Genomic DNA, 13,334 nt, shown 5'->3' with positions numbered 1-13,334 from the left:
CAGGTCCCTTCCGTCGTCACTTGGACGCGTCGACGGCAGCCGGAGCGTCCTCGCCGAGCAGCTTGCCGTCCGAGGTCTCGAACTGCTTCTTGAACTCGGCGACGGCGTCGGCGATGGCCGTGATCGTGTCGTCGGACATCTTGGCGCCCTCCTTGATGGAGGTCATCAGGCCCTGCTCCTTGCGGTGCAGGTAGTCGAGCAGCTCGCGCTCGAAGCGCCTGATGTCGGCGACCGGTACCTCGTCCATGCGGCCCGTGGTGCCGGCCCAGATCGAGATGACCTGGTCCTCGGTGGCCATCGGCTGGTACTGAGACTGCTTGAGCAGCTCGACCATGCGCGTACCGCGCTCGAGGGAGGCCTTCGACGCGGCGTCCAGGTCGGAACCGAAGGCGGCGAACGCCTCGAGCTCACGGAACTGGGCGAGGTCCACGCGGAGCCGTCCTGACACCTGGCGGATCGCCTTGTGCTGGGCGGAGCCACCGACACGGGAGACCGAGATACCGACGTTCAGGGCCGGACGCTGACCGGCGTTGAACAGGTCGGACTCAAGGAAGCACTGGCCGTCGGTGATGGAGATGACGTTGGTCGGAATGAACGCCGACACGTCGTTCGCCTTGGTCTCGACGATCGGGAGACCCGTCATCGAGCCCTTGCCCATCTCGTCCGACAGCTTCGCGCAGCGCTCGAGCAGACGCGAGTGCAGGTAGAAGACGTCACCCGGGTAGGCCTCGCGCCCCGGCGGGCGGCGGAGCAGCAGGGACACGGCGCGGTAGGCGTCGGCCTGCTTCGAGAGGTCGTCGAAGATGATGAGGACGTGCTTGCCCTCGTACATCCACTGCTGGCCGATGGCCGAACCGGTGTAGGGCGCCAGGTACTTGAAGCCCGCCGGGTCGGACGCCGGGGCGGCGACGATGGTCGTGTACTCAAGCGCGCCGGCCTCTTCGAGGGCACCGCGCACGGAGGCGATGGTGGAACCCTTCTGACCGACGGCGACGTAGATGCAGCGCACCTGCTTGTTCACGTCGCCCGAGCGCCAGTTGTCGCGCTGGTTGATGATCGTGTCGACGGCCAGGGCGGTCTTGCCCGTCTGGCGGTCGCCGATGATCAGCTGACGCTGGCCACGGCCGATCGGGGTCATCGCGTCGACGGCCTTGTAGCCGGTCTCCATCGGCTCGTGGACCGACTTGCGGTCCATGACCGTGGGGGCCTGCAGCTCGAGGGCGCGGCGACCGGACGTCTCGATCTCGCCGAGGCCGTCGATCGGGGCGCCGAGCGGGTCGACGACGCGGCCGAGGTAGCCCTCGCCCACCGCGACGGACAGGACCTCGCCGGTACGGGTGACCGGCTGGCCCTCTTCGATGCCGCTGAACTCGCCGAGTACGACGGCGCCGATCTCGCGCTCCTCAAGGTTGAGGGCGAGACCGAGGGTGCCGTCCTCGAACTTCAGCAGCTCGTTGGCCATGGCCGAGGGGAGGCCCTCGACCTTCGCGATACCGTCACCGGCGACGGTGACCGAACCGACCTCCTCGCGCGAGGCCGCGTCCGGCTTGTACGCCTGGACAAAGTTCTCCAGTGCGTCCCGGATCTCCTCCGGCCGGATCGTGAGCTCCGCCATCTGGGTTCCCTGCTCTCCTTGTTGGGCCCGAAGTTTCACTTTGGGGGTCTGGGGACTCCCCCCAAGTACGAGGTGAATCCTCTGCACGGCCCAACTAGGGCCGTAATGACAACGTTTTGAGTTACTACTAGCTCGCCATGCGGCGGTGCGCGTCCTCGAGTCGGTCCGCGATGCTGCCGTTGATGATCTCGTCGCCGACCTGCACCGTGATTCCGCCGAGGACCGCGGGGTCCACGTCGAGGTTCAGGTGCATCTGTCGGCCGTAGACCTTCGCCAGTGCGGCACCGAGGCGCTGCTTCTGCTGGTCCGAAAGCGGAACAGCGGAAGTGACGACGGCGACCATGCGGTTCCGGCGGTCCGCGGCCAGCTTGGACAGGGACTCGAGTCCCGATTCCAGGCTACGTCCACGGGGCGCGGTCACAAGGCGCTCGACGAGCCGCTCCGTCACCTCGTTGGCACGGCCACCGAGCAGGCTGCGCAGCAGCTCGCTCTTGGCCGCGCCCGTGGCGGCGCGGTCGGTCAGCGCGGAACGCAGGCCGGTGTTCGAGGAGACGATCCGGCCGAACCGGAACAGCTCGTCCTCGACGTCGTCCAGCGCGCCGGACTTCTGCGCACCGGTCAGCTCGGCGAGGTTGGTGAGCTCCTCGAGGGCGTCCACCAGGTCACGCGACTGCGACCAGCGCGAGCGGACCAGGCCGGCCACCAGGTCGGCGGTCTCACCGCTGACCTGCCCGCCGAGCAGCCGCCCGGCGAGTTCGGCCTTGGCCTCGCCTGCCTGCGACGGGTCGGTGAGGACCCGGCGCAGCGATACCTCGCGGTTGAACAGCGCGGTGACCGAGGCCAGCTCGTCAGCGAGCTGCCGCACGTCCACCGAGGTGTTGTCGGTCAGCGCGTCGAGACGCTCGCGCGCGGCCGCGAGGGCCTCGCGGCTGGCTCCGTGCGCTGTCATCGAGCCGCCTCGGCCTTCGCCGCAGTCTCATCGAGTCCGTCGAGAAAACGGTCGATCGTGCGGCTCTGCCGAGCGGAGTCCTCAAGGGACTCACCGACGAGCTTGCCGGCCAGGTCGGTGGCCAGCTGGCCCACGTCCTGACGAAGCGACTGCGCGGCGGCCTTGCGGTCGGCGGCGAGCTGCGTGTGACCGGCGGCGACGATCTCCTCGCGCTGCCGCTGGCCTTCGGCGCGCATCTCAGCGATGAGCTGGGCGCCCTGCTCCTGCGCCTCCTGGCGCAGACGCGCGGCCTCGTGCCGGGCCTCGGCGAGCTGAGCCTTGTACTGCTCAAGCACGCTCTGGGCCTCGGTCTGAGCGGCCTCAGCCTTCTCGATACCGCCTTCGATCGCCTCCCGGCGCTCTTCCAGAACCTTGTTGATGTTCGGGAGGAGCTTCTTCCAGAAGAAGAAGAAGACGATGGCGAAGGCGATGGCGCCGACGAGCAGCTCGGGGCCCGGCGGAATGAGCGGGTTCTGCTCTTCCTCGGCCGCCAGCTGTACCAGGTTGGCGATCACATCATTGCCTTTCGTCGAACGGTACTAATCGTCTTTGGCGATCAGGAGCTGTAGACGAAGGGCATGACGATGCCGATGAGGGCGAGCGCCTCACAGAAGGCGAAACCAAGGATCTGGTTGGCACGGATCAGACCAGCGGCTTCGGGCTGACGGGCCAGGGCCTCGGTGCCCTTACCGAAGACGATGCCAACACCGATGCCGGGGCCGATCGCGGCGAGACCGTAACCAATGGAGCCGAGGGCCTTGAGGTCACCGGTGACGGCGGCGAGTTCGAGAGTCGCGGACATGCCGTTACTTCCTTCTCTTTCATGGACCGGTGGGGGTTGGCCACCGGGCGCTTAGGGGGGTTACAGAGGGGCTCAGTGGTGCTTGGCGAGAGCGCCCTGGATGTACGAGCAGGCCAGGAGCACGAAGACGTACGCCTGAACGGCCTGCACGAAGAGCTCGAAGAGGATCATGGCCATGGTCATCACGAACGAGACACCGGCGGCCGGGATCAAGAAGCTGTTCAGCAGGTACCAGGAGGCGACGGTGAACATCACCAGCATCAGGTGACCGGCGAACATGTTGGCAAAGAGTCGAACCGCGTGCGTGAAGGGACGCACGAGCAGGTTCGAGAAGAACTCGATGAACGACACGAGCCACTTGATCGGGCCGAGCGAGTTGTCGTAACCCGTGATGTTCTTCCAGCCGCCGACAAAGCCGTGCTTCTTGAAGGTGAGCGGCACCCAGATCAGGTAGACGATGAGCGCGAGCACCACCGGGTACGCGAAGATCGACGCGACCGGGAACTGGGTCAGCGGAATCACTGACCAGATGTTCATGATCCAGATGAAGAAGAACAGCGAGACCATGAGCGGGACGTACTTCTCGCCGTCCTTCTTGCCCATCGTCTCGTAGACGATCCCGCGGCGTACGAAGTCGTAGCCGGCCTCGCCCATCAGCTGCAGCTTGCCCGGGACGACCTTGGCCTTGCCGAACGCCATGAAGAAGAAGCTGACCACGACGAGGGTCGTCAGCAGGGCGAGCAGCATGACCTTGTTGAACTCGAACCCGCCGACGGTGGCAATCGGCTTGAAGAGGAACGAGTGCAGGCCCGGAGCCGGGAAGCCACAGCCGTTGTCGGACATGATCCGACAGCTCCAGTCAAAGGCGAGCTCAGTTTGGTCAGCACTCACCGCGGGCTCCTTCGGCGTGACGCATAGGTACGGCAACCTCGTTGTCGTGTCGGCGCGGCGCGCAGCCGCGGTTCGGCACCAGACTGGTGTTTCGGATGTGGGCGCGGCGTTCAGGCATCGAGCCTCGCGATCGTGCAGGCGTCAGCTCAGATGCCCGCGCCGGCTGTGCCGCAGTTGGCACCGGACGATAGCAGCATCCCGATCTCGCATTTATCCCGGCCCTACCCTTCACGTCGAGGACCCCGACTTCTCCGGCTTGTCCTTCTGCTCGGAGTCAGGATCGACGTAGAGGATCTTGGCCTTCATGAACGCGCGGGCCTGCGAAGCCATCCACACGACGGTCGCGACCACAAGCCCCACGGCGAACGCCTTGGGGTTGAACAACGTGGTGTCCTTGAAGAGAGCCACGAAGACAAGAAGCAGGAGAAGTTGGGCGACGTAGAGCACAAGCCCCATCGCCTGGAACAACTGCGGAAGCGATTTCGCCGTGCGTTGAAGCACGAACATCCCGAGCCCCATGAAGGCGATGACCACCAACGTGCCGATGACCGCACCGAGCGCTCCCTTGCCGCCCGCGACCACAGCACTGACGGCGGCGACGATCACGCCGGCGGCAGCGGTGGGTACAGCGGACTGCAGGAGAGTTCGGGTGTCTTGAGACGGCATGGCGGCGCTCCGCTTACTGATGGGGGCAGGGTGTCGTCATGGACGAGCGTAGTCCGGGGTCGAGGGTGTACCTCGGGCCAATAGACCGTCGCACTACGGTCCTTCGGCTCTGTCCCCTGGTTTCGTGAACGGTATCACAAACTATTTGATGAGGTCTTTACCTCGTAGGTGTGCTGGCTGTCACACATGAGAGTTAACCCGCGCGTCTGTGCGCGCAACGCGGCAACTTGTCTGGTATTGGGCAAGTTTGACGCCGACAGTCAACTCGACGAACCGGCCTTGCGCCGATCTTCGAAGCGCGAGCGGGTGCCAACGGCCGTCGCCCCGTTGACGCCTGACCCGACCGGAGGACGGTCGTCCGTCTCCGCGTCGGGCTCGTCCGTCGCATCCGCCTCGTCGGTCGCGGACACGTCCGCGGCCGCCCCCTTGCGCCGCCGGTAACGCGGCGGCACGAAGGACTCCGCCCAGCGCGGGATGTGCGGGGTGAACCTCGGCAGCATGAGCAGCACGAGACCCAGCGCGCTCAGGGCGACGATCACGAACAAGATCCACATGCTGGCCGAGTGGACCGAGTAGGCCACCGTGCCGAAACCGATGAGTGCCGACCAGAAGTACATGATCAGCACCGCACGGCTGTGGGAGTGGCCGATCTCCAGGAGGCGGTGGTGGAGGTGGCCGCGGTCGGCCGCGAACGGCGACTTGCCGTTCCACGTACGCCGCACGATCGCGAGGACCAGGTCGGCGAACGGGATCGCGATGATCGTCAGCGGCATCAGGAGCGGGATGAAGACCGGAAGCATCGCGTGCGTGGCATCGCGGGCGCCTCCGAAGTTCAGGCTCAGGGCGTCGCCGTCGATCTGGCCTGTGGCGGAGATCGCCCCCGCCGCGAGGACCAGGCCGATCAGCATCGAGCCCGAGTCCCCCATGAAGATCCGGGCGGGATGGATGTTGTGCGGCAGGAAGCCCAGGCACATGCCCATCAGGATCGCGGCGAAGAGCGTCGCGGGGGCCGCGGCCTCGATGCCGTAGCCGTACCAGATCCGGTAGGCGTACAGGAAGAACGCCGTCGCCGCGATGCACACCATGCCCGCGGCGAGGCCGTCGAGGCCGTCCACGAAGTTCACCGCGTTGATGGTGATGACGACGAGCGCGACCGTCAGGAGCGTGCCCTGCCCCTGGTCCAGGAGGACCATGCCGTAGCCGGGGACCGGGATCCACAGGATCGTCAGGCCCTGGAGGACCATGACGCCCGCCGCGATCATCTGGCCGCCGAGCTTGATCAGCGCGTCGATCTCGAACTTGTCGTCGAGGACGCCGATGATCCAGATCAGCGCGGCACCGGAGAGCAGTGCGCGCGGCTCGTTCGACCGCTCGAAGACGTCACTCAGGTTCGGCAGGTGGTCGGCGACGAGCAGACCGGCGCACAGCCCGAAGAACATCGCGATACCACCGAGCCGGGGCGTGGGCTCCCGGTGTACGTCGCGGGCGCGGATCTCCGGCATGGCGCCGGCCACGATCGCGAACTTCCGCACCGGGCCGGTCAGCAAGTAAGTCACCGCGGCCGTGATGCAGAGCGTAAGGAGGTATTCACGCACGGGCTTCCCCACAGGTATCGCTGGCCATCTCAGCCCCACACACTAGCTCTGCATGCTTACGGTTGGGGACTTCCGGGTAGCGACGATGGTTGCACGAGTACGTGCGGTTCCTTGACGCGCCTACCCCGACCTAGGTCGGATACGGCGGAAATCTGCCCACCAGTTCACGCACTTCCTCTCGTACTTTCGAGTCCTGCACGCCTTTGGATTCATCTCGCACCGCGTCGGCGACGAGCCCGGCGATCCGCACCATCTCCGCGTCCTTCATGCCCTGCGTGCTGACGGCGGCCGTCCCGAGCCGCAGTCCGCGCCCGTCGGGGCGGGGCAGGGCGCACGTGTCGAGGACGAGGCCGCGGGCGGCGAGTCTGCCCCGGGCGGTGTGCGCGTCGGCCCCCAGGGGCTCGGGGTCGGCGAGGATCAGATGCGTGTCGGTGCCGCCGGTGGTGATCGCGCAGCCCGCCGCAGCGAGCGATTCAGCCAGAATGCGGGCGTTCGCGACGACCTGATGGGCGTACGCGGTGAAGGCCGGGGTCTCCGCCTCGCCGAACGCGACGGCCTTGGCGGCGATCGTGTGCATCTGCGCGCCGCCCTGCGTGAAGGGGAACACGGCCCGGTCGATACGTGACGCGAGCCCGGCCCCGCACAGGATCAGGCCCCCGCGCGGGCCGCGGAGCACCTTGTGGGTCGTGGCGCACACGACGTCGGCGTACGGCACGGGACTGGGGGCCGCTCCCCCGGCGATCAGGCCGATCGGGTGCGCCGCGTCCGCGATGAGGTACGCCCCCACGTCGTCGGCGATGTCGCGGAAGGCCGCGTAGTCGATGTGCCGGGGGTAGGCGATGGAGCCGCAGACGATCGCCTTCGGCTGGTGCGAGCGCGCCAGGGACCGCACCTCGTCGTAGTCGATGAGGCCGCTCTCCGGGTCGACGCCGTAGCCCACGAAGTCGAACCAGCGCCCCGAGAAGTTCGCGGGCGAACCGTGCGTGAGGTGGCCGCCGTAGGGCAGGCCCATGGCCAGGACGGTGTCGCCGGGGCGTAGCAGGGCGGCGTACGCGGCGAGGACCGCGGAGGAGCCGGAGTGCGGCTGCACGTTGGCGTGCTCGGCGCCGAAGAGGGCCTTGGCGCGGTCGACGGCGATGCGCTCGGCGACGTCCACCAGTTCGCAGCCGCCGTGGTGACGGGCGCCGGGGTAGCCCTCGGCGTACTTGTTGGCCAGCGGGGAGCCGAGCGCGGCGAGCACCGCCGGTGAGGTGAAGTTCTCGGCGGCGATGAGCTGGAGGCAGGATCCCTGGCGGTCCTGTTCGGCGAGGAGGATCTCCGCCATCTGGGGGTCCGCGCGGCGGAGCGCGGCGAAGTCAGCGGGCGCCGTCGGGGCGGCGGTGGGTGCGGTGCTGACCGGCATCTTGGGCTCCGGGCCTCGCGAGGGGTGAGGATCCCTCCAATGTAGGCCCGCCACACGGCGCCCGCGCGGCGTCGCTGGCGGATCTTCCGCCCGTGGTGCAGAGAAAGGTTTACGCCTTGGCCCGCACGCCCGTCAGCGCCGTCACCACCGGGTCGAGCGCCTCGTTGATCTCGTCGCCCACCGAGCGGAAGAAGGGCAGCGGCGCCCCATAGGGGTCGTACACCTCGTCCGCCTCCGCCGTGGGCGCCAGGAGCCAGCCACGCAGTGCCGCGGCGGCCCGTACCAGGGCCCTGGCCCGCTCGACGACACCTCCGTCGACGTCGGGCAGGGTCGCCGGGTCTATGGCCCGCACAAGGCGCGTGAACTCTTTGAGCGTGAACGTGCGAAGGCCCGCCGAGTGGCCCATCGAGATGACCTGCGCCCGGTGGTCCCGGGTCGCCGTCAGGACGAGGTCCGCGCGGATGACGTGCTCGTCCAGGAGCTCGCGTCCTTTGAAGCCGGATGCGTCCGCGCCGAAGTCCGCGAGCACGGCCTCGGCGTTGGTCTCCATGGGGGCGCCTTCGTGCCCCCACGTGCCCGCGCTCTCCACGATCAGGCCGCCCGTGAAGGGATCACCCAGGCGGTCGGCCAGGGCATGCCTGGTCAGCCGCTCGGTGATCGGCGAGCGGCATACGTTTCCGGTGCTGACGTGGAGGATGCGGAACGAAACGGGATGAGCCGCTATGCCACGCCCCGTCTCAGGGGCTGTCAATTCGCCACCTCGAGGTCGGGTACCACCTTGCGGAGCTCCTCCGCGTCCAGGGCGCCCGCGCGCAGCAGTACGGGCACCTTGCCGGTGACGTCCACGATCGAGGAGGGAACGATGCCGGGCGTCCTGCCGCCGTCCAGGTACACGGAGACGGAGTCGCCGAGCATCTCCTGCGCGGCGTCACAGTCCTCCGGAGCGGGGTGTCCCGTGAGGTTCGCCGATGAGACCGCCATGGGGCCGACCTCGGTGAGCAGTTCGATGGCCACGGGGTGCAGCGGCATCCGGATCGCGACGGTCCCACGGGTGTCCCCGAGGTCCCACTGAAGCGACGGCTGCTGCTTGGCGACCAGGGTCAGCGCGCCGGGCCAGAAGGCGTCGACGAGCTCCCAGGCCGACTCGGAGAAGTCGGTGACCAGGCCGTGCAGGGTGTTCGGGGAGCCGATGAGGACGGGCGTGGGCATGTTGCGGCCCCGGCCCTTGGCGTCGAGCAGGTCGGCACACGCCTCCGGTGTGAAGGCGTCGGCACCGATGCCGTAGACGGTGTCGGTGGGCAGCACGACCAGCTCGCCACGGCGGACGGCCGACGCGGCCTCGCGCAGACCGGTCGTCCGGTCGGTCGCGTCATTGGTGTCGTATCGCCGTGCCATCTAGCGGGCCTCCTCGTACACGAACTGCTGGCTTGAAGTGGGAGTGCTCACGGCATCGCCTTGCGGGCGGTCGCGAACCTCGGCCGGTTGTTGAGGTCGGGGTGATCGGCCGCGTCGGCCCAGCCCCGCTCCTCGGTGAAGATCCACGGCACCTGGCCGCCCTGGGTGTCGGCGTGCTCGATGACGACGACACCTCCGGGCCGCAGGAGGCGGTGTGCGGTGCGCTCGATGCCGCGGATCAGGTCGAGGCCGTCCTCGCCGGAGAAGAGCGACAGTTGCGGGTCGTAGTCGCGGGCCTCGGGAGCCACGTACTCCCACTCGGTGAGCGGAATGTACGGCGGGTTCGAGACGACGAGGTCGACCTGGCCGTCGAGCTCGGGAAGGGCGTCACGCGCGTCGCCCTGGGAGAGCTTGACCCTGGATCCCTCGACGTTCTTGCGCGTCCACTTCAGGGCGTCCTCGGACAGCTCAACGGCGTACACCCGTGAGCGCGGGACCTCCTGGGCCATGGCCAGGGCGATGGCCCCGGAACCCGTACAGAGATCGACGATGAGCGGCTCGACGACGTCCATCGCGCGCACGGCGTCTATGGCCCATCCGACGACCGACTCGGTCTCCGGGCGCGGCACGAAGACACCGGGGCCGACCTGCAGTTCGAGGTAGCGGAAGAAGGCGCGCGCGGTGATGTGCTGGAGCGGCTCGCGGGCCTCACGGCGCGCGATCGTCTCCCAGTAGCGGGCGTCGAAGTCCGAGTCCTTGACGGAGTGCAGCTCGCCCCGCTTCACGCCGTGCACGAAGGCGGCGAGCTCCTCCGCGTCGTTGCGCGGCGAGGGCACGCCGGCGTCGGCCAGCCGCTGGGTGGCCTGGGCCACTTCCGCGAGCAGCAGGTTCACGCTGGTCCTCCGGGGCTGAGCTGAGCGATGGGCGGGTGCGGTCGGGGCTCAGGCTGCCGCGAGCTTGGCTGCGGAGTCCGCGTCGACGCAGGCCTGGATGACCGCGTCGAGCTCTCCGTCGAGCACCTGGTCCAAGTTGTACGCCTTGAAGCCGACGCGGTGGTCCGAGATCCGGTTTTCCGGGAAGTTGTACGTCCGGATCTTCTCGGAGCGGTCGACGGTGCGGACCTGGCTGCGACGGGCGTCCGCGGCCTTGCTCTCCGCTTCCTCCTGAGCCGCGGCAAGGAGCCTGGAACGCAGAATACGCATCGCCTGCTCCTTGTTCTGCAGCTGGCTCTTCTCGTTCTGGCAGGAGGCCACGACTCCGGTGGGCAGGTGCGTGATGCGCACCGCGGAGTCGGTGGTGTTGACCGACTGGCCGCCGGGGCCCGACGAGCGGTAGACGTCGATGCGCAGGTCGTTCGCGAGGATCTCGACGTCGACCTCCTCGGCCTCGGGCGTCACCAGGACGCCGGCCGCGGAGGTGTGGATCCGGCCCTGCGACTCCGTCGAGGGCACGCGCTGCACGCGGTGCACGCCGCCCTCGTACTTCAGTCGCGCCCAGACGCCCTGTCCCGGCTCGGTCGCGCCGTTGCCGCCCTTGGTCTTCACGGCGACCTGGACGTCCTTGTAGCCGCCGAGCTCGGACTCGGTGGCGTCGATGATCTCGGTCTTCCAGCCGACGCGCTCCGCGTACCGCAGGTACATGCGCAGGAGGTCGCCGGCGAAGAGCGCCGACTCGTCGCCGCCCGCGCCCGCCTTGACCTCGAGGATGACGTCCTTGTCGTCGCTGGGGTCACGGGGCACCAGGAGGAGCCGCAGCTTCTCGGTGATCTCCTCGCGCTGCTTCTCCATGTCCTTGACCTCGGCGGCGAACTCCGGGTCCTCCGCGGCCAGTTCACGGGCCGTCGCGATGTCCTCGCCGGTCTGCTTCCAGGCGCGGTACGTCGAGACGATCGGGGTCAGCTCGGCGTAGCGCTTGTTGAGCTTGCGCGCGTTGGCCTGGTCCGCGTGGACCGAGGGGTCCGCGAGCTTCGTTTCCAGATCGGCGTGCTCGCCGATCAGTTCCTCGACCGCCTCGAACATCGGGGTCTCCTGGTTTTCTGCGTTCCTACGCGAAGGTTCTACGCGAAATATGGCTGCTGCGTCAGACGGCAAAGCGCCGGTCCCAACCGCCCCCTCCCGAGGGCGGCCGAAGACCGGCGCAGTGGCTCGCTACTTGTTGGCGGCGGCAGCCTTGCCGAAGCGGGCCTCGAAGCGGGCCACACGGCCACCGGTGTCGAGGATCTTCTGCTTGCCCGTGTAGAACGGGTGGCACTCGGAGCAGACCTCGGCGCGGACGGTGCCGCTGGAGATCGTGCTGCGGGTGGTGAATTCGGCGCCACAGGTGCAGCTGACCTGGGTCTCGACGTACTCGGGGTGGATCTCGCGCTTCAAGGTGTCTCCTAGTTTCGGGAGGGCTCCGGGTCGTACGCGCGGATTGCTCGTACGTGAACCGGGACCGACGTACCAGTCTGCCAGGACCGGTCGCATCTGCCCAAACCGGGGTGGGTTCCGTTCTATTCCCGGCGGGCTGCGAGCGGCGCTGTTTGTCGCCGCTTGTGGCTGCCTGCCGCTACTTCACGACGTCGCTCGCGTCACCCTTGTCGCCCGCGGACTGCTCGGTGGCGGACTTGGGGATCGGCTTGTCGGCCTTGAGCGCCGCCCAGACCTGCCGGTCGGCCTTCTCGAGGGGCAGGACGCGGTTGGGGTCGTTGGGGTCGTACTGGATGGGCAGCGTGACCATCTTCATGTCGCCACCGCCGATGCCCTTGAGCCCGCTCGCGAAGCCCGCCAGGCTCTTGACGTCGTTCAGGTCGGAGTCGGTGGTGATGGCGCTGGTCGCGTCGTTCGCGAGGTCGTACAGCTTCTTCGGGTTGCTGAAGACGCCGACGTCCTCGACCTGCTTGATCAGGGCCTTGATGAAGGCCTGCTGCAGCTGGATGCGGCCGAGGTCACTGCCGTCGCCGACGCCGTGCCGGGTGCGGACAAGGCCGAGAGCCTGCTCGCCGGTGAGCTGGTGCTTGCCGGCCTCGAGGTTGAGGTGGCTGTCCTTGTCGTGGATGGCCTTCTTGGTGGTGATCCCGACGCCGCCGAGGGTGTTGATCAGCTTCTTGAAGCCCGTGAAGTCGACCTCTACGTAGTGATCCATCCGGATGCCGGACATTTTCTCCACGGTCTTGACGGCGCAGGCGGGGCCGCCGACCTCGTACGCCGTGTTGAACATCTGCCGCTCGCCGCCCGGATCCGTCTCGTCCTCGTCCGTCTTGCACTCGGGGCGGGATATGAGCGTGTCGCGGGGTATCGAGACGACGCTTGCCGTCTTGTGGCCCTTGTTCACGTGCACGATCATCGCCGTGTCCGAGCGGGCGGCGCCCTCGTCCTTGCCGTACTTGGCGTTGTCGCCGGAGCGGGAGTCGGAGCCGAGGACAAGGATGTCCTGCGAGCCGTTGTCGACGTTCTTGGGGCGGTCCGTGCCGAGCGCCGCGTTGATGTCGACGCCCTTGATGTTGCCGTTGAGCTTGAAGTACACGAAGCCGAGGCCCGCACCACCGAGGACGACCACCGATGCCGCGGTCCATGCGGTGACGACGAGTACCTTTCGGCGCTTGTCGCGCGGCTTTCGACGCCGACCGCCACCGCCTCGGTGACGCTTCGGTGCCGTATCCGCGGATGCGCTCTCGTCTGTCATGTGCTCCTCAGTCCTCGTCGGGTCGGTTACCCCCTGCTTTCAGGGTCAGTCGCAGTCAGTCGCGGTCTGTCGTTACTTGTCAGACGTGGAAACCGAAAGAAGGGTTGCACAGCCACTTATGAGTGCCCCGGCGCGCGCCCGTGACGCATCGTGCACTCCCGTCTCGCGCTTCCCGCTTCTCACCTGCGATTTTCTCCGCCATGGGGCTACTGCCCGTGACCATAAGAATCTCTTAGAGGTGTGGCCAAGGTCATTCAGCGCCCCTTTCACACCCCGCGCTCCCCGCGCACCCACAACGCAGAAGGCCGCCCCCGTCG

14 protein-coding genes are annotated in these 13,334 nt (G+C 67.8%); all 14 read right to left on the bottom strand.

Annotation, left to right across the window (positions count from 1 at the left end):
* Positions 1 to 16 precede the first annotated feature (16 nt).
* Positions 17 to 1,615: a F0F1 ATP synthase subunit alpha gene (atpA, locus tag ACFQ7F_RS33050; RefSeq protein WP_383278541.1), complete on the bottom strand. Its 1,599-nt coding sequence runs from the start codon at positions 1,613 to 1,615 to the stop codon at positions 17 to 19.
* Between the two features lie 127 nt (positions 1,616 to 1,742).
* Entirely contained in the window at positions 1,743 to 2,564 is an 822-nt protein-coding gene (locus ACFQ7F_RS33045) for a F0F1 ATP synthase subunit delta (protein ID WP_383278538.1), read from the bottom strand.
* Positions 2,561 to 3,118: a F0F1 ATP synthase subunit B gene (locus tag ACFQ7F_RS33040; protein ID WP_383278535.1), complete on the bottom strand. Its 558-nt coding sequence runs from the start codon at positions 3,116 to 3,118 to the stop codon at positions 2,561 to 2,563. Before ACFQ7F_RS33040 ends, ACFQ7F_RS33045 begins: the two co-directional genes overlap by 4 nt.
* Positions 3,119 to 3,159: 41 nt before the next feature.
* A complete protein-coding gene (gene atpE / locus ACFQ7F_RS33035; RefSeq protein ID WP_268773475.1) occupies positions 3,160 to 3,405 on the bottom strand; it encodes an ATP synthase F0 subunit C in 246 nt (81 codons plus the stop codon).
* A gap of 72 nt (positions 3,406 to 3,477) precedes the next feature.
* Positions 3,478 to 4,248, bottom strand: a complete 771-nt coding sequence (gene atpB / locus ACFQ7F_RS33030; protein WP_383278580.1) for a F0F1 ATP synthase subunit A — start codon at positions 4,246 to 4,248, stop codon at positions 3,478 to 3,480.
* A 276-nt stretch (positions 4,249 to 4,524) separates the two neighbouring features.
* Entirely contained in the window at positions 4,525 to 4,962 is a 438-nt protein-coding gene (locus ACFQ7F_RS33025) for a hypothetical protein (RefSeq protein ID WP_383278532.1), read from the bottom strand.
* A gap of 260 nt (positions 4,963 to 5,222) precedes the next feature.
* A complete protein-coding gene (locus ACFQ7F_RS33020; RefSeq protein WP_383278529.1) occupies positions 5,223 to 6,557 on the bottom strand; it encodes an MraY family glycosyltransferase in 1,335 nt (444 codons plus the stop codon).
* Between the two features lie 130 nt (positions 6,558 to 6,687).
* A complete protein-coding gene (gene glyA, locus ACFQ7F_RS33015; protein WP_383278526.1) occupies positions 6,688 to 7,959 on the bottom strand; it encodes a serine hydroxymethyltransferase in 1,272 nt (423 codons plus the stop codon).
* Between the two features lie 109 nt (positions 7,960 to 8,068).
* Positions 8,069 to 8,710, bottom strand: a complete 642-nt coding sequence (locus tag ACFQ7F_RS33010; protein ID WP_383278523.1) for a protein-tyrosine-phosphatase — start codon at positions 8,708 to 8,710, stop codon at positions 8,069 to 8,071.
* Positions 8,707 to 9,354 (bottom strand): L-threonylcarbamoyladenylate synthase, encoded by a 648-nt coding sequence (locus tag ACFQ7F_RS33005; protein ID WP_361181432.1) that lies wholly within the window; start codon positions 9,352 to 9,354, stop codon positions 8,707 to 8,709. The genes ACFQ7F_RS33010 and ACFQ7F_RS33005 overlap by 4 nt, the downstream gene beginning before the upstream one ends.
* Before the next feature lie 47 nt (positions 9,355 to 9,401).
* Positions 9,402 to 10,247: a peptide chain release factor N(5)-glutamine methyltransferase gene (prmC, locus tag ACFQ7F_RS33000; protein WP_383278520.1), complete on the bottom strand. Its 846-nt coding sequence runs from the start codon at positions 10,245 to 10,247 to the stop codon at positions 9,402 to 9,404.
* Positions 10,248 to 10,295: 48 nt separating this feature from the next.
* A complete protein-coding gene (gene prfA / locus ACFQ7F_RS32995) occupies positions 10,296 to 11,372 on the bottom strand; it encodes a peptide chain release factor 1 (RefSeq protein WP_383278517.1) in 1,077 nt (358 codons plus the stop codon).
* 129 nt (positions 11,373 to 11,501) lie between these two features.
* A complete protein-coding gene (rpmE, locus tag ACFQ7F_RS32990) occupies positions 11,502 to 11,723 on the bottom strand; it encodes a 50S ribosomal protein L31 (protein WP_249587748.1) in 222 nt (73 codons plus the stop codon).
* A gap of 178 nt (positions 11,724 to 11,901) precedes the next feature.
* Positions 11,902 to 13,017, bottom strand: coding sequence for an LCP family protein (locus ACFQ7F_RS32985; protein WP_383278513.1), 1,116 nt, complete (start codon positions 13,015 to 13,017; stop codon positions 11,902 to 11,904).
* Positions 13,018 to 13,334 lie beyond the last annotated feature (317 nt).

Source organism: Streptomyces sp. NPDC056486 (assembly GCF_042795295.1).
Classification (GTDB): domain Bacteria; phylum Actinomycetota; class Actinomycetes; order Streptomycetales; family Streptomycetaceae; genus Streptomyces.
The sequence above is the reverse complement of the archived record's forward strand: the minus strand, read 5'-3'. Positions and strand labels throughout refer to the sequence as shown.